We start from the raw sequence: 20375 nt of genomic DNA, 5'->3' as shown, positions 1-20375 counted from the left end.
AATATGATTAAAACTAAAACAGCAGAAGAAATAGAACTCATGCGCGAAAGTGCATTGATAGTTTCGAAAACACTAGGTATGCTTGCTAAAGAAGTACAGCCCGGTGTTACAACATTACAGCTCGATGCGCTAGCAGAAGAGTTTATTAGAGACCACGGTGGTGTTCCTGGTTTTTTGGGATTGTATGATTTCCCGAATACCCTATGTATGAGCCCTAATGCGCAGGTAGTACACGGTATTCCTAACAATAAGCCTTTAGAAAATGGTGATATTATATCTATAGATTGTGGTGTTATAAAAAACGAATTCTATGGTGATCATGCCTATACTTTTGAAGTTGGTGAGGTTGATGAAGCGACCAAAAAGTTGTTAAGGGTTACCAAAGAAAGTTTATATGTTGGTATTCGTGAGTTCAAAGCTGGAAATCGTGTGGGTGATGTTGGCTTTGCTATTCAAAATTACTGTGAAAAACATGGATATGGTGTAGTTCGTGAACTCGTAGGTCACGGTTTAGGAAAAAAGATGCATGAAGATCCAGAAATGCCAAACTATGGAAAAAGAGGGCGGGGAAAAAAATTCATTGAAAGTATGGTAGTCGCCATAGAACCTATGATTAATATGGGTACGCATAAAATTAAGCAGCTTAAAGACGGTTGGACTATTTTGACCCTTGACGGAAAACCATCAGCGCACTTTGAACATGATGTAGCTATTATAAATGGAAAGCCTGAATTACTTTCTACGTTTGCTTATATCTATGAAGCACTAGGCATTAAAAGTGATGAGGAGAATGAATTTAGACAAGTTAAATTAACAATCTAGTCATTTCGAACCTTTGGGTGAGAAATCTAGATTTCTCAATCGCTCCGAACTTTGGTAGCTCATTTCGAAATGACATTAAAATAATATTTGTGTCGCTTTTCAAACACATCCTTAATACGATTCCTAGGCCTATACTCATAAAGGCAAGTTATTGGGTACGCCCTTTATTTGCTTTGTATTTAAAAGGATCTAAATATACCGACCCTATAGACGGTAAAAGCTTTCGTAAATTTTTACCTTATGGGTACGGAACACAAAGACCTAATGTACTTTCACCAAGTACACTCTCCTTAGAAAGACATCGTTTACTGTGGTTATACTTGCAAAATGAAACTGATTTTTTTGATGCTACAAAGCCCAAAAAAGTCTTACATATGGCGCCTGAACAATGCTTTTTAGACCGTTTTAAGAAACTAAAACATTTAGATATCATTACAGCTGACCTCTACTCACCTATCGTCGATGTAAAAGCAGATATTTGTGATCTCCCTTTTGAGGATGCTAGTTTTGATATTATTTTTTGTAATCATGTCTTAGAACATATTGAAGATGATAAAAAAGCGATGAGCGAATTATACCGTGTACTTAAAAAAGGTGGTTTTGGTATTTTTCAAATACCTCAAGATTATTCTAGAGATAAAACCTATGAAGATTTTAGTATTACTTCACCCGAAGAGCGTGCTAAACACTTTGGGCAATACGACCATGTACGCATTTATGGTAGTGATTATTTTGATCGCTTACGTTCAGTTGGTTTTAAAGTAGATGAAGTAAAATACTCTAAAAAATTATCTAAAATTGAGATTGATACCTATAGATTGATGAAAAATGAAATTTTGCCTGTATGTTATAAGTAATTAATTGTCATTCTGAACTTGTTTCAGGATCTCACCGCTGTATCACTTTAAAATTCTTCTTAGAAAAACACAACAGAAGTATCAACCATACACGATTCGCAACTATACATATATTGGTTTTAAAAATACGATCTAGTGGTTTCTGGGTAGTGCATCATGGTTTCTGGGTATTTTTATTGAATTTCTTAAATTATTTTGTTAAATGCCTTTTTTTTTTTTTTTACTTTTAGAGTACTTAACCAACATTCTTTAGCTTTTTAGCTATCAAATAAACCCAAACATAAGGTGTCAGTTTGTAACTGATATTAATAAACTCCTATTCCAAAAGTATAGGCTAGGAAATATATTGTTATTATCAAAGAACCTCTGATTAGATGTAAATAAGAAAAACATACCGTGAAATATATTTAACTTAAAACCACTTGCCAATGAAATAGCAAACTACCCAAATAACCAGAGGAGCATGTTGCAAAAGTAACATACCTCGTAGACTTATTAAAAAGTTTAACAACATTAAAAATTTATAATTATGAAAAAAATAATTTTAGTACTAGTATTTATGTTTGCTTTTGGTTCTTTTTCTATTGCCAACGCATCAAATGAAAAAAGTAATGATAGTTCTATTGCCTTATTTGTCAATTGTTTTCAAGAGGCTTGGGATTATGGTACAGATATGGGAATTGGAGATCCCTATTGGGAATGGTATTATACAAATAAATACTACGAAGAAAACTGTTAATATTAATCTCTAAATAGAATAGGGCCTAAATGGCCCTTCTTTAAAAAAATGAAAAAAAATATTATTTATATTTTGATAATATCATTTAGTGTAGGTTTTGCTCAAAATTTTGGAATTGTGTCATATAAAAAAGAAATTTTAGAATCTATCACAGAATCCGAGAGGGGTAAAAAATGGAAAGAAACGAATCCTAATTTATATAGGAATGCTGAAAGAATGGAGAAAAACTCAATTGAAACTCTAAAGAGCATTAATTTTGAATTAACATTTAATGAGGATTTAAGCCTTTTTAAAGCTAAAGATGTTTTAGAGCTTGAAAACAAAAGGTATTATGGCTTAGCCGTTGGCCCTGATGGCAGTGGTATTTATTATACAAATAAAAAAAAGGGTATAAGTAAAACTCAATTGGATGCTTATGGTCAAAAGTTTATTATTACCAACCCTAAAATCTCATGGAAATTAGCAGATGAAACTAAAAAAATAGGAAAGTATGATTGTTATAAAGCTACAACTGTTAAAATTACTAAAGGCCGAAATGGCATTATCGAAACTCCAATTACAGCATGGTACGCGCCTAGTTTACCCTACTCCTTTGGCCCTTTAGGGTTTTATGGTTTACCGGGTTTAATAGTAGAATTAGAGCTTCATAATTTTAAATATTATATCAGCGACATTACTCTAAACCCCGAAGAAGAAATAATAATTAAGGAACCCTTAAAGGGGAAAAAAGTAACAAAAAGTGAATTTGACGAAATAGGTATTGAGCTAATGAAGGATTATAGTCGAAACTAAGTATTAAGAATATTTTTTCTATATTAAAATTATTCTATAACAGGAGGTGCAAATTTATAATGTTTAATGTATAGTGTACGTATATTACATAGTGCAGTTCTTTTTTTCGTATTAAGCTCTTTATTTGCTCAGCAAATAATAATAACAGGCAAAGTATCTGGTGAATCAAACCCATTAGCTTTTGCTAATATCCTTGCAAAACCTATTGCTCAGGATATAGATATGACTTTTGCTATTAGTAATGAGAGTGGAAATTACAAGCTTAAGCTTCAAAAAGGCATTACATACAATGTTACCGTAAGTTATCTAAGTTATGAAACAATCAACTTTCAAGTTCAGGCTTCTGAAAATTTTGTCAAAAATATCACACTTAAGCCGAGTGCTAATACCTTAGATGAAGTAGTATTAACTCATAAAATCCCTGTACTGGTTAAAGAAGATACTATTATTTATGATACTAAAGTTTTTACATCGGGTACCGAACGTAAGCTTAAACAAGTACTTAAGAAGTTACCAGGTGTTGAAGTAGAAAAAAATGGGTCTATCACTGTAATGGGTAAAAAAGTCACTAAATTGTTAGTTGACGGTAAAACTTTTTTCGATGGGAGTACAAAATTAGGAGTTGAGAACATACCTGCTAATGCTGTAGATGGTGTAGAAGTGTTAGATAATTATAGCGAAGTTACTTTTTTAAAAGGATTAACAGATAGTGATAAAATGGCACTAAATGTGAAACTTAAAAAAGATAAGAACAAATTTGTCTTTGGCGATCTTGAAGCTGGTGGTGGAGATAATGAACATTACTTAGTACATCCTAACGTATTTTATTATAGTCCCAAAACCAACATTAATTTTATTGGTGATATCAATGATATTGGTTTAAAATCATTTACCATAAAAGAGTACATAAATTTTGAAGGTGGTATTGGCAAACTTTTTACTGATCCTGGTTCCTATTTTAAATTATCTAATAATGACTTTGCCAACTTTTTAGAAAATACTGATTTTATTGCTAATGAAAATAAATTTGGGGCCTTTAATATTACCCAAGAGGTTACTAATAACTTTGATATTTCTGCGTATGTCATTCTCTCAAATACTAAAACAGATACACAAGATGAAAGTGTAAATGAATATATAGCAGGTAACACACAAACCATAGAAAATAGGGTTAATAGTGGTAGAGATAATAACACCTTTTTAATGTCTAAAATTAACTTAGATTATACGCCTACTACAAAAGATGATATAGCATATGCTGCCTTTTATAAAATAGCTGAAAATGAAAATGAAAACTTTCTAAATATAGAAACACTTAATAGTAGTAATAACTTAAATACTAGAAATAGAGTTGATAATAGTACCCTAAAACAAAATTTTGAATGGCATAAAAAGTTTTCAAGAAAACATACTTCGTCACTCTCGATAAATTACGACTATAGTAAAAACGATGCCACAAATAATTGGTTGACAAATCAACAATTTTTACAAGCCATCTTACCTCTTCAAGATGATTCACAATATAATATCAATCAGAATATAGCATTACAACTTCACAACTTGAATACTATTTTTAAACATTATTGGGTTTTAAACAATAGTAATCACATTTATACAACTGTAAGCAATAATTATTTAAATGAGAGCTATACCACCAATGAGTTTCAAGTATTATCAACTAATGAAATAAATAACTTCAATAATAATAGTTTTGGCAATAACCTTGACTTTCGATTAAATGACTTTTCAGTAGGCATTCAACACAAATTTAAAGTGGGCATTGCTACTTTTAAATATGGTATTGCTTTACATAACTACAATTGGAATATAGATCAATCTACAAGAATTAAAAGTAATAAATTAGTTTGGTTACCCGATTTTCTAGCGAAAATAGAATTCAATAAATCTGAGAAATTAAACTTTAAATACAACCTAAGAAGTTCTTTTCCTGACGCTCCAAAATATGTGAACAGATTCCAGCTATTAAGATATAATGCTGTTATAACAGGTAATGAAAACTTAGAAAACGAATTGTTTCATGCAGCTAGGTTATGGTATACAAAATTTAGTTTATATCGAGGTATCGTTATGAATGCTAGTTTGGGATATACTAGAAAAACAGATGTTATAAGAAATCAGTTACAGGTTGACGGGATTAATCAATTTTTACAACCTTTTTTAATAGATAACCCAGAAACGAATTGGAATATTAATACCAATATTAGAAAAAAACTGAATAAGCATTTTACTTTAAAAGTAAAAGGTAGTTTAAGCTTTTCTGATTATATTCAACAGGTAAATAACGTTAACTCTAAAAACACATCTAAATCGCAGAGTTTTGGCTTGGAATTAAACACGAACTTTAAAAAAACACCTAATGTAGAAATAGGTTTCGATAAAAATTTTAGTGATTTTTCTTCTTTAAATACTGATTCTAAGTTTAGTAATGAAAACCCTTACGTAAATTTAGAATACAATTTTTTGAATAGTTTTACCTTATTAGCTGATTATTCAAGAAACACCTATCGAGATAATAATGGTGCTAAAAATAATTATGAAATAGCCAATGCCTCTTTATTTTATCAAAAAGAGGATAGTGCTTGGGGTTTTAAAATAAGTGGTACCAATATTTTAGGAGCTAGTTTCAAAAACAGAAATTCATTTTCTAACTTAGTAATCAGCAATAATAGAACTTTTATCCAACCAAGAATATGGCTCTTTACCATAACTTACAAAATCTAACCCAACGCTCTTATATCCTCACTCTGCAACCATCCTATTTTACCATCTGCTAATTTTATTTTTTCCCAATTATCAACTTTCTCTAAGAGTTTCACTTTAGTGCCCTCATGCAATTCAAAAACGATATCACCCGTTGCTGTAGGTGCGCTTTTTACATGTACCTGCTGTTCAAAAACAATAGCATATCTATTATTCTTTACATATTCAAAATTGTTATACGCAAAGCCTATGGATGCCAAGGCAAACACAGCAGCAATCAAACTACTTACGAAAAAAAATCTTTTCCGAGCAGACTCATAAGCAAAATGATATAATAAAAAGAAGGTGGCAAATATAAAGGCAAATAATACCCCAAGCCACGCCCATGTATTATAAGTTAGCTTTTGAATAAATCCTTCAGAAAAACGTTGTCCAATGGTTTTGGGTAATGCGTCAATAGTATCTATTGCCATCCGTTTTGCAAAGGCTAAATTATGCTTTGCGTCTGCATTGTTTGGATTTAGTAGTAACGCTTTTTCTAAATAATATACAGCGGGTGCTACCTGATTTAGTTTATAATAGGCCGTTCCCATATTATAAAACAAATCATCTGAAACCAGTTGTTGAGATTCTAATTGCTCATAAATAGTAATCGCTTCACTGTATTTTTCTTCTTGATAGAGTTTATTTGCATTCGAAAATAATTCATTTTCCTGCTGGGCAGGTAATAAGCTTATAAATAAAATAAATGCTATGTAAAAAAGTTTTTTCATATTTTTTTGTCATTGCGAGGAATAAAATGACGTGGCAATCTCATTCAACAGATTCCTTCACTTCATTCGGAATGACGCTATAATTGTTTATCTAATTTTGTAATGATATCTCTTGCTCGGTCATAATCGTTTTGCATCATTACATTCGTTGATGGTGCATAGCGAGCAAAATCAGAATCATCTAGTACTTTTATAAAGTCTTTAATATCAGAACCATCTACATCTTTTTCTTTTAAAATTTCAGCTATTTTATCTTTACTAATATCTGAAGTTTCAATCTGCAATTTAGCTTTTAAATAATTATGTAGGGCTTTTTCTAGTGCGATGTAAAAGGCTTCCTTATGTCCTAATTGTTTCTTAGCTTCAGATAAATATTTCCGCGCTAAGCGATCAGCTTTTCTACGTTTATTCCCAACAATATCGCGATCACGCGCTCGTTTCTTTCTCCCGATGAAAATCCCTAAAGGGATTGTAAGTAGCGGTAACGCTAATAAGACATAAAATAAATTAGAATTCAAAAAGTCTTTTTTCTTTTTTGCAGAAGTTAAGTTAGTAGTAGTACTAATATATCGTAACGCAGTACCTGTCGAAACTACATCAACTTTATTCGTATTTGTGCTTGATACGGCATTACCCATCGCTTTGCCTTCATTGACATTTAAAACCAAGGGTTCACTTGTAATGGTTTTATATGTTTTGTCTTTTAAGCTAAAGTAAGAAAACGATACAGGCGGTATTTTATACTTTCCTCGAAACTGCGGTACTACTGTATAGCTATCATACACTTTACCTGTTAGCCTACTAGAATTGTTTCGTATGTTTTCTTTATGTTCTGGCTCATAGCGTTCTAGACCATTAGGAGTTTCAATAGTAGGCAACTCTATTAATTTTAAATTTCCTTGACCTGAGACTTCTACTTTTATCTGAGCAGACTCATTCGCTTTTAATGTCGTCTTACTAGAACTTACATTAAATTCAAATTCACCAACACCTCCCGAAAAGTTTGCGGGCTTATTGGCTACAGGTAGTGGTTTAACATTTATAGTTCTTTTTCCTGAAGAAGCCGAATACGTTACCGTACGCGTTAGTATATTGCCAAACCTACTTCTTCTATTAATAGGCACTTCTACATCAACTTCAACATTCATTCCATCTATAGTAATTGAACCTGATTTTTGAGGAATAAGTACTGCCTTCCCCTCAATTACATATCGCATTTGAGTTCCTTGATACGTTCCATCTTTAGCTCCGGTACCTTGTACATCAACATTTTGACTCCAAAAACCATTAAATGTGGGAAAGTCAACAGTTCTTCTTCCTAATACGGAAACATTGTTCACATTTACATAAAGCTTATAAACTACTGATATAGTTTCCCCTACATACGGATTTGTATTTGAAATCTCAGTTACTAAAAAAATATTCTTAGAAGCAATAAAATTAGGATCGTTCGGGTCTTTTGGTATTTCAACTGGCTTCGTAACCGTAATTTTTAAAGGTTTTGTCGTAATTTTTTCACCCTTATAATTTGCAGTTGCCTCGCCTATAGTTAATACACCTTGTCTTCTGGGTTGCAATGTATAGGTATAGGATTGTTCGAATGACATTTTACCATTGATAGAACTGAAATTAGTGCCTGTCATGGGCCCCGCAACAATTTTAAAATCTTTTAAATCAGGTAATTTAAAATCATCTACACCTTGTCTATTTACTGAAAATTTGAGGCGTATGCGCTCATTAACGCCTAGACTTGTTTTACTCACTTCGACCTTAAAATCTACTTCTTGAGCAAGTACAACAAGATTAAAAAATAATGCTATGATAAAACTAAGTCGCTTCACAAACTACCAATCTTTTTCTTGTTTTATTTTTTTACCTTTTGCCTTCTTTGCATTTACTTTTTTCTGCGTTTTATTCTCTTCATTATTCATCGCTTCTAGTAACTGCTTTATTTGTTGCTTAGATAATTTATTTTTTTGAGGCTTTGGCTGCTGTTTCTTTTCTTCACTATCTCCTTGCTTATCCTTATTAGGATCTTCTTTATTATCTCCTTTCTTATCTTTGTCTTTTTCGCCATTATCTCCTTCATCTTTTTTGTCTTTATTATCTTTATTCTTGTCGTTTTTCTTTTTCTCTTCGTCTTCTTTTTTATCGTTCTTATCTTTATTATTCTTATCGTCTTTTTTATTATCTGCTTCATTCTTTCGCAACTTTTGAGCTAGCGCAAGGTTATAGCGTGTTTCATCATCATTCGGGTTACTTCGTAGTGCATTTTTATACGCATCTATAGCTTTATCATATTGCTTCTGCTTCATCATCGCATTACCGATATTATGAAAGTTTTCTGCTCTCACATATTTATCTTCTGTTGTTTTTGTAACCAAATCGTATTGCGGAACAGCTTCTTTAAACTTACCTTGTTGATATTTCGCATTACCAAGATTATAGGTAGCTTTTTCGTAATTAGGGTTAATTTCTAAAGCTTTTTGATATTGATTTTCTGCTTCAGCGAAATCTGCTTTATTATAAAAATCGTTACCATCGCGAATGATTTGCTTTGCGGGTAACTCAATTTTAGGCTTTTGAGGTTTCTTTTTTTGAGCAAAAGAAACACAAGAAATTAAACAACATACTACTAATAATCGTACCATTTCATTCAGTTTTTTTCTCGTTAAACAAGTTTAATTTTTGAATCCAAGAAGTCTTCTTGTCAAACATAAATATATCTAACACTAAAAATAATAGACCCAAACCAATAAACCACTGAAACTGATCTTTAAAATCTGAAAATTGCTTCGTTTCAAATTCTTTTTTATCTGCTGCCAATAATAATTCATCTATATAATCTACCGTTTTTGAAGTGCTGGTTCCAAGTAAATACTCACCCTTACCATCAGAGGCAATAGTTTTTAGTGTTTTATCATTGAGATGGGTAATAACAACTTCGCCTTTTCTATCTTTTTTATATCCAATTAGCGTACCATCTCTTTTCAACGGAATAGGGCCTCCTTTGTTCGTTCCGATACCAATACTATAAATTTTTATGCCTTCTTCAATAGCTTCATTGGCAATATAACTCACATTCTCTTCATGATCTTCTCCATCTGAAATCACGAACAAATAGCGATTCGTTTGATCATCATCATCAAAGTAACTTTTCGCAAGCTTAAGCGCTTCATTAATCGCTGTACCTTGAGATGAAACCATATTAGGTTCTGCATTTTGCAAAAACATTTTTGCTGCGGCATGATCGGTTGTTATAGGTAATAACGGATATGCATTCCCTGCATAAATAATAATCCCGACCCGATCACTACCGAGCTTGTCAATTATTTTAGAGATAATTTGCTTTGCTTTTTCTAAACGGTTTGGAGCTATATCTTCGGCCAACATACTTCTAGAAACATCTAGAGCAAAGACAACATCTACTCCTTGTCTTTTAATTGTTTTAAGTTTTGTACCCATTTTTGGGTTTACCAATGCTATAATTAAAAAAGATAGGCCCAAGGCAACAGTTATAACTTTTAAAATGGATTTAAAAGAAGAAGATTCTGGACTCAGTCTTTCCAATAGTTCTGCATCTGCAAATTTTTGTTGCTTTTTACGTTTCCATAAAGCCATTAAAAAATATGCAACCAGAAGCAACGCAATTGCTGCGAAATAGATAAAATATTTTTGTTCTTCTAATTGATACATTATTATTGTTTATCTGGTTATGAGTTTAATTGTTAATTTGAGATTTCCGTAAAGAATTTAACATATTAGTAATTTTAGTATTTCTTTTTCTAATTGCTTCTAGCTCTTCTTTTGAAATAAACTTTAGCTCTCTACTAATAATTAGCTGATTTAATACTTCTATAGAAGAACTAAATGCCAGTGTCGTGAAATGAGCCTTGTCCTTTTTTGTTATTCTTGATGTTCCTTCAGCTAAATTAGAAGAAATTGAAACAGAATCTCTTCTAAGTTGACTTGTTAAACCAAACTTTTCTTCTGACGGAAATTCATTTGTAATCTTATAAATTAATTTTACTAATTCAATAGATTCTTTCCAAACCTCTAACCTCTCAAATGAATACTCAAATTCTTTCATATCTAATACACAAACCACCTATAAACAAATCCACATAAATCAAATAAAACTCCTAAATACTGTAAATCTTAAAAGCATTTCTAACAATACTAAAAATCCTGCCAACAAAACCAAAGGTCGATAACGCTCTTGATAATTATAGTATTTAAATTCTTCTATTTCTGTTTTTTCTAGTTTATTAATCTCATCATAAATTGATGCCAATTTTTTATTATCGGTAGCTCTAAAGTAGGTGCCTTCGGTCTGTTCGGCAATGAACTTCAGTAAATCTTCATCAATTTCTACTTGCATATTTCGAAACATCAAAATACCCGATGCATCTCTAGCATAAGGAAACAATGCCGTTCCATTCGTTCCTAAGCCAATGGTGTAAACCTTGATACCGAGTTCTTTTGCTAATTCTGTAGCTGTTCTTGGGTCAACAAAACCTGCATTATTGACACCATCGGTTAACAATATTATTACCTTACTTTTTGCTTTGCTTTCTTTAAGCCTATTTACTGCCGATCCTAAGCCCATGCCAATGGCTGTACCTCCTTCAAGATCTCCCCAACGCAGTTTTCTAATCGTGTTCTTTACAATGCGTTTATCACTAGTAATAGGCGTTTGTGTAAAACTTTCACCAGCATATACAACGACACCAATTCTATCATTTGGTCGTTTATTAATAAAATTAGTAGCAACTTCTTTTAAGGCTTCAAGTCTATTCGGCTTTAGATCTTTGGCCAACATACTTGCTGAAACATCAATAGCCATTACAATATCAATACCTCTGGTAGTTTTAGTGCGCTTGCTTACCTCTACATTTCTGGGCCTAGCCAACGCAATAATTAATGCTGTTAGCGCTAGCAACCTCAGTACATTTAAAAATGGTTTTAGTTTGGCTAAAAAAGACTGTTGCGCAAATCCTTTCGTACTCGCCATTTTAAGCCGAGCACTGCGCTTATTCTTCGTAAAGAAATACCACGTTATCAACAGTGGGATTACTACTAACAACCACAAAAATTCTGGATTTGTAAACTCTAAATTATTCCACAGCTTCATCGTCGTCGTCTTTACTAATTTTGGGTTTCAAATCATCTATTACATGTCTTGCATCTTGTCTATGCAATTCTATTTCATTTACCAATGGCTTATACTTTGCGAACTTGACCAAATCAGATTCTTTAAGTAGTTTATCTAATTTTGCTATCGTCTCTTTAGAAATAGTAAGTTTGGTTGATGAATTACTAAAATCAGTCATCGATTCTATCAACTCTTCGGTAGTAGATTCTAATGCAGGAATGTTAAGATCTCGCTCTATATAGGTTCTCACGATATCTGAAAGTTCTACATAATACTGTTTCATCTTATTCTTTTGCCAAAGTTGTTTAGCGTCTAATTCTTTCAATCGTTTTAACGCTAGTTCATAAGGCGGAATTGCAGCTGCTAATGCTTCTGGTGTTTTCTTCTTTCTAAGTGCAAAGTATAGGATTGCAGCCGCAATAAGGATTAAAACTGCTAAAATCCATAATAAGTATTTTTTAAAATCTTCAAAGGTATAAGGTTCATTTTGAATCGCCTTTATTTCATACATGGGTTGTTTAAGGGTGTCAACAGCAACAGTGCCCACATCTATTGTGAGTGAATCTGTTAAAAATTCTTGACTCCAGATAAAAACACGTTGCTGAGGTAATACATATTGCCCGCTATCAAAACTCGTAAGCGCGTATTTTTTTATCAATTTATCTTTCAATGTATCGATTGGTAGTGAGGCCACTACTTCTATTTTACGAAAACTATCTAATTCTATTTCAGGAAATACAATACCTTTATCAGTGTTCTCGACAATAATTTCATAATTAATTTGTTCACCAATTCTAATCTTAGTAGTATCAGCCTTAACAAAAACCTTAGGTTGTTGTTGTGCAACAACAATTAAGCTTATCAATAGGGCAATATGTGTTAAATATCTTTTCATTTTTACTTATAACCTCATTTAAGATCCACGTCGTTTAAAATAGCTTAATAATTTTTTTACATAACTTTCATCAATTCTTGTATTGATAGTTCCTGAACCACTTCGTGTAAATGTGTTCTGAAAATAAGCAACAGTTTTTAAGTATTGCGCTTTATAATTTGTTCTAACTTGTTTCGAATTCGTGTTAACCAATACAGTCTTGCCCGATTCTGCATCAAGCATCGGCACAATACCTAAGGCTGGAATCTCTTCTTCGTATTTATCATAAACCCTAATACCTGTAACATCGTGCTTTCTACCCACAATTTTCAAAGCATTATCATAATCATCATCTATAAAATCAGACAGAATAAACACGATTGCTTTCTTTTTCATTACATTCGAGAAATAACGCAATGCTTGCTCAATATTTGTCTTTTTACTGTTAGGTTTAAATTCTATTAATTCTCTGATAATACGTAGTACATGTGACTTACCTTTTTTGGGAGGAATAAACAATTCTATCTCATCAGAGAATAATAACAATCCTACTTTATCGTTGTTCTGAATGGCAGAGAATGCCAGTGTTGCACTGATTTCAGTAATGGTATCTCTTTTAAACTGTTGTGTAGTTCCAAAGAATTCTGATCCACTAACATCAACCATTAACACCATTGTTAGCTCGCGTTCTTCTTCAAAGACTTTTACGTAGGGTTCATTATATCTCGCAGTGACATTCCAATCAATAGAACGAATGTCATCACCGTATTGATATTGGCGTACCTCAGAAAAAGTCATACCACGTCCTTTAAAAGAACTGTGGTATTCTCCTGAAAAAATATGATCAGACAAACGACGTGTCTTGATCTCTATTTTACGTACTTTTTTTAGTATTTCTTTAGTATCCATTTTCTTTTAGTGTCATTCCGCATTTAATGCGAAACCTTAGAAATTTGAGTAGTTAATAATCAGATTCCTGTTTTTTCAGGAATGACAGTAAAGATTTAAGGTACTTCAACTTGATTAACAATCTTATTAATAATATCTACTGAAGTTATATTCTCGGCTTCGGCTTCATAGGTGATTCCTACGCGATGTCTCAAAACATCATGAACTACGGCACGAACATCCTCTGGGATCACATAGCCACGACGTTTTATAAAGGCATAGCATTTTGAAGCCATCGCTAAATTGATACTTCCTCTCGGCGAAGCTCCAAAACTAATTAAAGGCTTTAATTCTGGTAATCTAAATTCTTCAGGATAACGTGTAGCAAAAATGATATCGAGTATATATTTTTCTATCTTTTCATCCATATATACAGCTTTCACCGCTTCTCTAGCCGATAAAATCTGCTTAAGATCAACAACTGCATTCACCTTTTCAAAGTTTCCTTTGAGATTATTACGCATAATGAGTTGCTCTTCGGCATGCTTCGGATAATCGATAACTGTTTTTAACATAAAACGATCGACTTGTGCTTCTGGTAATGGATAAGTACCTTCTTGTTCGATAGGGTTTTGAGTTGCCATTACTAAAAATGGTTGTTCTAGTTTAAAAGAACTATCACCAATCGTTACTTGATGTTCTTGCATAGCTTCCAATAATGCAGATTGCACTTTTGCTGGTGCTCGATTGATCTCATCAGCTAGTACAAAATTTGCAAAAATGGGTCCCTTTTTAATAGAAAAGTCATTTTCTTTAATATTATAAATCATAGTTCCTATAACATCGGCTGGTAACAAATCTGGTGTAAATTGAATTCGACTAAACGAACCCTTAACAGCTTTAGACAAGGTGTTAATTGCTAATGTTTTTGCCAAGCCTGGAACACCCTCAAGAAGTATGTGACCATTACCTAAAAGACCTATTAACAATCGTTCGACCATGTGCTTTTGACCAACGATTACTTTGTTCATCTCTAAATTTAGTAAATCTACAAAAGCACTCTCTTTTTCTATCTTTTCACTAATCGCTCTAATATCAACACTTGTACTTGTTTCTTCCATACACTTTTAAAAATTTTTACAATACTAAATCAATTTTTACAGGAAAGCAAACTTAGTGCTAAACCCTTGATTGTCTTGTTAAAAATTGGTTAAATGACGCATGTTTAGAATTTTAAAAGAATAACAATTATTCACACCTAATATTCAATTATACATTCTTTTTCGATAAAAATTTTGCTGTTTATGTAAAAAAAACAATATTTGTTATACTAATAACTAATTAATTCGAATACATGAAACAACTATTAGAAATTAAAAAAGCATTATTTCTAGTATTGTTTATTGCTCCGCTATGTTTGTTTTCGCAAACAATAACAGGAAAGGTAAGTGATACTAAAAATCAATCGATCCCTTTTGCTACCGTTGTAGAAAAAGGAACCTCAAATGGAACAACTACCGATGATGATGGTAATTTTTCAATTGATGTATCTAGTTTGCCTGCAACATTAGTGGTGTCTTCTATAGGTTATATTACCAAAGAAATATCTGTTAGTGATGCAAGTCAACCTGTAAATATTACTTTATCTGAAGATGCTGAAAGTTTAGATGAGGTTGTTGTTACGGGTTTAGCTTCTTCGGTTAAAAGAGCGAATCTTGCTAATGCAGTATCTACAGTTTCGGCTGAAGAGTTAGTAGGTAATACGGGTCAAAGTACTGTTGATGGCGCTTTATATGGTAAATTGACGGGTGTTAATATTACATCATCTTCTGGTGCCCCCGGAGGTGGTATTGCACTTAGACTTCGTGGAATTTCTTCAATAAACGGAAATAATCAACCCTTGTTTATAGTTGACGGAGTTTATATAAATAACGTTGAAATTCCTTCAGGCTTACGTTTTGCCTCGGGAGCCAATAGAGGTAATGAAGAAAATTCAGCGAATAGAATAGCTGATATTGATCCAAATGATATTGCGAATATAGAAGTATTAAAAGGTGCTTCTGCTGCCGCTATTTATGGAACTCGCGCGAATGCTGGTGTAGTAATAATCACGACGAAAAGAGGAAAAAGCGGAAAAACAAGATTTAGATTTGGCCAAGATGTAGGATTCACTGAGATAGCTAATCCTATTGGTCTAAGAAAATGGACTGCTGATAGTGTTTTCAATGCATTTTATTCTCCAAGTGATGACCCAGTTGAAGATGCTAATAATAGAGCAACGGCTCAAGCGGAAGTAGATAAATTCAATGCTACAATAGCTGAAAGAGGAAGTTTATATGATTATGAAGATATTATATATGGAGAAAAAGGACTAATAACCGAGACAAAAATAAGTGCTGATGGTGGTAACGAGAAAACAAAATTTTATGTTGGTGCCTCCTACAGAGATGAAGAAGGAATTATAAAGAATACTGGTTATGAACGCTTATCAATTAAAGCGAATGTAGACCATAAAATTTCTAATACTTTTGACTTTTCACTTAGCTCAAATTATGTTAGAAGTACTTCTAGTAGAAGTTTTACTGGAAATGAAAATGAAGGAGGGTTGAGTTATGGATATACCTTAGCATTTACAAGACCCTGGAATAACTTATTTCCAGACGAGCAGGGCAATTACCCAAACAATCCTAACTATACTGGTAATCCTATTTTTGTTAGAGATCAAGCTAAAAATGAAGATTTAAACAATCGTTTTATTCAAGGTTTAAAAATAAATACAAATCTTTTTAGTGACGATAAAAATAGAGTGAAATTAGTAACTAATTTAGGTTTGGATTACTTAGCAAACCAAACCAATGTTTATGTTCCTGAAACACACCAAGGTACAATTGCCAGCGGTCAAAACGGATTTATTGGTGTTGGTAAAAACGGGTTTACAAATTTTAACTCACAAGTAATTGGAGTTTGGAGTCACGACGCCATAGACGGTGATTTGGGCTTGACAACACAAGCTGGTATAACCTATTTAGATCAAGTAGGGGATTTAGTTCTGAGCAATACTTCAGATTTAATTCCGAATCAAACTAATTTAAATCAAGGTAATAATCAAAGTATTATTCAGAGAACCTTTTCAGTGAGAGAGTTTGGATATTTTGCTCAATTAGAAGGTAATTATAAGGATCGTTTTATTGGAACTTTAGGATATAGATTTGATAAATCTACTTTAAACGGAGATCCAAATAAATTTTATGGTTTCCCGAAAGCTTCGTTGGCTGTTAATTTAAATAATTTTGATTTTTGGAAATCGGAATCAATTAATCAATTTAAGCTTAGAGCAGCATACGGTGAGACCGGTTCTTCGGCTGGATTTGGTTCTCTATTTACTAGCTTAAATGCTACCTCTATCGGCGGCAATGGTGGATCGACAATTAATCCTGCTAAAGGTGATCCTAATATTGAGCCTGAAACATCTCAAGAATTTGAAATAGGTATTGATACACGATTGTTTGATAAGGTTACTTTTGAAGCAACCTACTATAATAGAAATGTAAAAGATCTTATTTTAAGTAGAGGCTTACCTACTTCTTCTGGTTTTACAACAGAAACTACAAATTTGGCTGACTTAAAAAATACAGGTTTAGAATTAGCTTTAGATGTAAATGCTTTTAATACTGAGAATTTTTCATGGAATAGTGGTGTCCGTTTTTGGTTTAACAATTCAGAAGTAACACGACTAGATGTCCCGCCTTTCGCGCAACCAGGTGCTGGTTTTGGATTAGGACTTGGTACATATTATATTGAAGAAGGAAAGCCTGTAACTCAATTAGCTGGTAGTGTTAATGGAGTTCCTACTCAAATAGGTGATGCTGAACCCGATTTTCAAATGTCATTTAATAATAACTTTACATTTCTTAAGAATTTTGATTTTTCTTTCTTGTTACATTGGAAAGAAGGTGGTAATAATATTAATCTTTCAACTTTATTAACTGATTTAGGACAAACAACTCCTGATTTAGATACAGAAGCTGGCCAAGCAAGAGCCGCTTCTGGTTTTGTGGCAACAAGGTTTGTAGAACCTGCTGGTTATGTTAGATTGCGTGAAGTAGCCTTATATTATAGACTCCCTTCGAGTGTTCTTGAATCATTAGGAGGATTAAATAATGTAAAATTAGGCGTTTCGGCCAGAAATTTATTCACAATAACTGATTATACTGGTTATGATCCTGAAGTTTCGACAAATGGTAGTGCTGGATTATCAAGCGGAATTGATGTTACTCCTTTTCCGAGTACAAAACAATTTTATTTTCACATAAATGTTAATTTTTAAAAGAAAAGCAATGAAAATATTTAAAATAAATACAATTAAAGTTCATGCTGTTCTCTTTGCAATACTTTTAATAGGAGCAACATCTTGTACTTTTGAAGAACAAACTGACCCTAATGGACCAAGTTTAGAAGGTGTTCTAACGGGTGCATCCATAAATCAACTAAACAATTTGGTTGTTGGTGTTGAATCTACCATGCGCAATTCTCTAGGTATCCAAACAACAGCGAGCGGAACCATGGCTAGAGAACTCTATCTATTTGATGCTGACCCAAGAAACACAGCTAATTTGTTAGGTATAAATGGATCTACCTTAGAAAATACAGATTTCTACTCAACGGCTCCATGGGCTGGCAGATATCGATCTATCAAAAATGCAAATATTTTAATTCAGTCAGCTAATAATACCGAAGCTGTGACTGAAGCTCAGAAAGCTGGTTACGTAGGCTTCGCTCAAACTATCATAGGATTTGAGCTAATTGAAGTATTGAAGTCATATAATCGAGCAAGAGTTGATGTATCTGATGATTTGAATTTAGGTCCGATTTTAGAATTTAATGATGCCATAGCAGCTGTGAGAAACTTATTAGATGACGGTTTATCAAATTTAAATGCTGCTGGTAGTACCTTTTCGTTTTCATTAGCTGGATTTGAAGGATTTAATACCCCTTCAGATTTTGCAGAGTTTAATAGAGCGGTAGCGGCTATTGCTGCATTGTACGCAGGGGATAAAACTAGTACATTAAATACCTTAAGTAATTCATATTTTAATTTGAATGGAAATTTAACCATTGGACCAAAACATGTATTTAGTACTAGCAGTGGTGATTTAACAAACCCAGTATATAAAGGTCCTTCAACTATAGCCGATCCTAACAATGGTGATCAAATTATTGTTCATAATAGTTGGATTAATGATGCGGAAGCTGGTGATCTAAGAGTTAGTACAAAAGCTGCAATTAGACCTGATCCTTCTACCCAAGATAATCTTAGTGGAACGCATGAAACTCGTTTATACGCAACCAATGTTTCACCAATCGATATGCTTAGAAATGAAGAATTAATTCTAGTCTATGCTGAAGCCCAAATAGGTAATGATAACACCGAAGCTGTTACTGCCTTAAATGTTATTAGAAATGCTTGGGGTTTACCAAATTATTCGGGTGCAACAGATGATGCTTCCTTGGTTACAGAAATGCTTAGACAGCGTAGATATTCTTTATGGAGTGAGAACCATAGAATGTTTGATCTTAGAAGATATGATTTATCAAATATCTTACCAATCGATAGAGCTGGTGATGTTGTTTATAATGTACTTCCTGTACCTTTAACAGATACTCAGAACTAACACTAACAACTAAATAAAAAACCTCGCTATCAGCGCGAGGTTTTTTATTTAGTCAATTTAGTACAAATAATTTAATGCTGTTATATCATAATTTGTAAACTCCCCTGTTTCAAAACCCCCAAAGCAAGCTTTCATTATTGAACTTACATCATTACCTGTTGGAGTTCCAGGAATATGTATTGCTCCTACATTCGCTTGACCTTCATTTGGATTTTTAACATTACCATATTGATCATATTCAATCCCACATGATATTGTTCGATCAAAATAATCAGTGTGCCTTAACCCTATACAATGCCCTATTTCATGCGTATAAACATGTTCACATACATCGACTCCAAATTGTGAAGTTGATCCATTAACTACCACTGAATCATAGGGAACCCCATTAGGGTATGGGAATCCTGCGACACCACCTGCGCTACCACTACCTAATGAAACCAGTATATCACTTTGATTTTGAGCTGCTATTAATTGCCATATAGAAAAAACGTTTCTAAATTCAAGCGTAAAAGATAAATTAATAGGAAGGTTGTTGTAATTCTGAATAGCATTAATTAAACCTTGTCTTAATGTCCCGTTTGCTATATTAACAGCAATAACTTTAATAGTTCTTGGCAATCCAGTAACAAGATTAGTGGTTCTATATTGCTTTGTATTTAAGATGTTAATATTTGCTCTTTCTTTTAATTCATCTTTTCGAATTTCTATATCCCCATCCATTAGGTAAGAGATATGTACTTTACCATTGACTAAATTTGTTTTCTCAAGAACAACACCTGAACTTCCAGAAAAACCAATTGCTTGTAAATATTTTATATCATCAGGCGGAATATTGTATCCTTCAATTACCTTTGACTTGAATAAAGCTAAGTCCTGATTTGATTGTAAATTTTCATTTAGAACAACTTCATTAGAACATGAAAATAAAATGAAAGAAAGTAATAATAGATAAAAAAACTTCATGATTTCTACATTTTTTTAGTTAAACAATAATGTTAATTTATAATACATTTTCTAGTGTACTTTAATTTATTTTCTATTTCATAAGCATATTAATTAAATTAACATTATCTATTAAA

Annotated in this window: 17 protein-coding genes; 7 read left to right on the top strand and 10 right to left on the bottom strand. The window is 32.6% G+C overall.

Features of this window, described 5'->3' with window-relative positions; translation table 11 throughout:
* Positions 1-3: 3 nt before the first annotated feature.
* The 5 genes from map to AC1EUY_RS11020 all read left to right on the top strand — a co-directional run bounded on the left by map (position 4) and on the right by AC1EUY_RS11020 (position 5952).
* Positions 4-822, top strand: coding sequence for a type I methionyl aminopeptidase (gene map, locus AC1EUY_RS11040; RefSeq protein ID WP_480195595.1), 819 nt, complete (start codon positions 4-6; stop codon positions 820-822).
* Positions 823-911: 89 nt separating this feature from the next.
* Positions 912-1679, top strand: coding sequence for a class I SAM-dependent methyltransferase (locus tag AC1EUY_RS11035; protein WP_480195594.1), 768 nt, complete (start codon positions 912-914; stop codon positions 1677-1679).
* A 529-nt stretch (positions 1680-2208) separates the two neighbouring features.
* The gene (locus tag AC1EUY_RS11030; RefSeq protein WP_480195593.1) at positions 2209-2418 is read left to right on the top strand and encodes a hypothetical protein; all 210 of its coding nucleotides are present in this window, start codon (positions 2209-2211) and stop codon (positions 2416-2418) included.
* Between the two features lie 48 nt (positions 2419-2466).
* Positions 2467-3210, top strand: a complete 744-nt coding sequence (locus AC1EUY_RS11025) for a GLPGLI family protein (RefSeq protein ID WP_480195592.1) — start codon at positions 2467-2469, stop codon at positions 3208-3210.
* A gap of 66 nt (positions 3211-3276) precedes the next feature.
* The gene (locus tag AC1EUY_RS11020; protein ID WP_480195591.1) at positions 3277-5952 is read left to right on the top strand and encodes a carboxypeptidase-like regulatory domain-containing protein; all 2676 of its coding nucleotides are present in this window, start codon (positions 3277-3279) and stop codon (positions 5950-5952) included.
* On the opposite strand, the gene AC1EUY_RS11015 is transcribed toward AC1EUY_RS11020, so the two are convergent.
* The 9 genes from AC1EUY_RS11015 to AC1EUY_RS10975 form a co-directional block, all read right to left on the bottom strand.
* On the bottom strand, positions 5949-6704 hold the full coding sequence (locus AC1EUY_RS11015) for a tetratricopeptide repeat protein (protein ID WP_480195590.1): 756 nt from the start codon (positions 6702-6704) through the stop codon (positions 5949-5951). The two genes, AC1EUY_RS11020 and AC1EUY_RS11015, sit on opposite strands and share 4 nt — an antisense overlap.
* Positions 6705-6781: 77 nt before the next feature.
* A complete protein-coding gene (locus AC1EUY_RS11010; protein WP_480195589.1) occupies positions 6782-8545 on the bottom strand; it encodes a BatD family protein in 1764 nt (587 codons plus the stop codon).
* Between the two features lie 3 nt (positions 8546-8548).
* Positions 8549-9355, bottom strand: a complete 807-nt coding sequence (locus AC1EUY_RS11005; RefSeq protein WP_480195588.1) for a tetratricopeptide repeat protein — start codon at positions 9353-9355, stop codon at positions 8549-8551.
* A 1-nt stretch (position 9356) separates the two neighbouring features.
* Complete coding sequence (locus AC1EUY_RS11000) at positions 9357-10400, bottom strand: VWA domain-containing protein (RefSeq protein WP_480195587.1); 1044 nt, start codon at positions 10398-10400, stop codon at positions 9357-9359.
* A gap of 25 nt (positions 10401-10425) precedes the next feature.
* Entirely contained in the window at positions 10426-10794 is a 369-nt protein-coding gene (locus AC1EUY_RS10995; RefSeq protein ID WP_480195586.1) for a four helix bundle protein, read from the bottom strand.
* Positions 10795-10833: 39 nt separating this feature from the next.
* The gene (locus AC1EUY_RS10990) at positions 10834-11838 is read right to left on the bottom strand and encodes a vWA domain-containing protein (protein ID WP_480195585.1); all 1005 of its coding nucleotides are present in this window, start codon (positions 11836-11838) and stop codon (positions 10834-10836) included.
* Positions 11822-12754, bottom strand: a complete 933-nt coding sequence (locus tag AC1EUY_RS10985; RefSeq protein ID WP_480195584.1) for a hypothetical protein — start codon at positions 12752-12754, stop codon at positions 11822-11824. The genes AC1EUY_RS10990 and AC1EUY_RS10985 overlap by 17 nt, the downstream gene beginning before the upstream one ends.
* An 18-nt stretch (positions 12755-12772) precedes the next feature.
* Positions 12773-13642, bottom strand: coding sequence for a DUF58 domain-containing protein (locus tag AC1EUY_RS10980; protein WP_480195583.1), 870 nt, complete (start codon positions 13640-13642; stop codon positions 12773-12775).
* Positions 13643-13737: 95 nt separating this feature from the next.
* Positions 13738-14742 carry an AAA family ATPase gene (locus AC1EUY_RS10975; RefSeq protein WP_480195582.1) on the bottom strand — a complete coding sequence of 335 codons (1005 nt, stop codon included), beginning with the start codon at positions 14740-14742 and terminating at the stop codon, positions 13738-13740.
* A gap of 233 nt (positions 14743-14975) precedes the next feature.
* Here AC1EUY_RS10975 and AC1EUY_RS10970 point away from each other — a divergent pair, with 233 nt between their 5' ends.
* Both AC1EUY_RS10970 and AC1EUY_RS10965 read left to right on the top strand, forming a co-directional pair.
* Positions 14976-17948 carry a SusC/RagA family TonB-linked outer membrane protein gene (locus AC1EUY_RS10970; RefSeq protein WP_480195581.1) on the top strand — a complete coding sequence of 991 codons (2973 nt, stop codon included), beginning with the start codon at positions 14976-14978 and terminating at the stop codon, positions 17946-17948.
* A 10-nt stretch (positions 17949-17958) separates the two neighbouring features.
* Complete coding sequence (locus tag AC1EUY_RS10965) at positions 17959-19293, top strand: RagB/SusD family nutrient uptake outer membrane protein (protein ID WP_480195580.1); 1335 nt, start codon at positions 17959-17961, stop codon at positions 19291-19293.
* Between the two features lie 57 nt (positions 19294-19350).
* On the opposite strand, the gene AC1EUY_RS10960 is transcribed toward AC1EUY_RS10965, so the two are convergent.
* The gene (locus tag AC1EUY_RS10960) at positions 19351-20259 is read right to left on the bottom strand and encodes a M57 family metalloprotease (protein ID WP_480195579.1); all 909 of its coding nucleotides are present in this window, start codon (positions 20257-20259) and stop codon (positions 19351-19353) included.
* Positions 20260-20375: the final 116 nt, after the last annotated feature.

The sequence above is a fragment of the Maritimimonas sp. 2210JD6-3 genome, assembly GCF_056591795.1.
The sequence above is the reverse complement of the archived record's forward strand: the minus strand, read 5'-3'. Positions and strand labels throughout refer to the sequence as shown.

Excerpts from the sequence above, each read along its gene's own strand:
- map (WP_480195595.1), top strand. The coding sequence starts at position 4 with ATGATTAAAACTAAAACAGCAGAAGAAATAGAACTCATGCGCGAAAGT.
- AC1EUY_RS11030 (WP_480195593.1), top strand. The coding sequence starts at position 2,209 with ATGAAAAAAATAATTTTAGTACTAGTATTTATGTTTGCTTTTGGTTCT.
- AC1EUY_RS11025 (WP_480195592.1), top strand. The coding sequence starts at position 2,467 with ATGAAAAAAAATATTATTTATATTTTGATAATATCATTTAGTGTAGGT.
- AC1EUY_RS11020 (WP_480195591.1), top strand. The coding sequence starts at position 3,277 with ATGTATAGTGTACGTATATTACATAGTGCAGTTCTTTTTTTCGTATTA.
- AC1EUY_RS11015 (WP_480195590.1), bottom strand. The coding sequence starts at position 6,704 with ATGAAAAAACTTTTTTACATAGCATTTATTTTATTTATAAGCTTATTA.
- AC1EUY_RS11005 (WP_480195588.1), bottom strand. The coding sequence starts at position 9,355 with ATGGTACGATTATTAGTAGTATGTTGTTTAATTTCTTGTGTTTCTTTT.
- AC1EUY_RS11000 (WP_480195587.1), bottom strand. The coding sequence starts at position 10,400 with ATGTATCAATTAGAAGAACAAAAATATTTTATCTATTTCGCAGCAATT.
- AC1EUY_RS10995 (WP_480195586.1), bottom strand. The coding sequence starts at position 10,794 with ATGAAAGAATTTGAGTATTCATTTGAGAGGTTAGAGGTTTGGAAAGAA.
- AC1EUY_RS10990 (WP_480195585.1), bottom strand. The coding sequence starts at position 11,838 with ATGAAGCTGTGGAATAATTTAGAGTTTACAAATCCAGAATTTTTGTGG.
- AC1EUY_RS10985 (WP_480195584.1), bottom strand. The coding sequence starts at position 12,754 with ATGAAAAGATATTTAACACATATTGCCCTATTGATAAGCTTAATTGTT.
- AC1EUY_RS10980 (WP_480195583.1), bottom strand. The coding sequence starts at position 13,642 with ATGGATACTAAAGAAATACTAAAAAAAGTACGTAAAATAGAGATCAAG.
- AC1EUY_RS10975 (WP_480195582.1), bottom strand. The coding sequence starts at position 14,742 with ATGGAAGAAACAAGTACAAGTGTTGATATTAGAGCGATTAGTGAAAAG.
- AC1EUY_RS10970 (WP_480195581.1), top strand. The coding sequence starts at position 14,976 with ATGAAACAACTATTAGAAATTAAAAAAGCATTATTTCTAGTATTGTTT.
- AC1EUY_RS10965 (WP_480195580.1), top strand. The coding sequence starts at position 17,959 with ATGAAAATATTTAAAATAAATACAATTAAAGTTCATGCTGTTCTCTTT.
- AC1EUY_RS10960 (WP_480195579.1), bottom strand. The coding sequence starts at position 20,259 with ATGAAGTTTTTTTATCTATTATTACTTTCTTTCATTTTATTTTCATGT.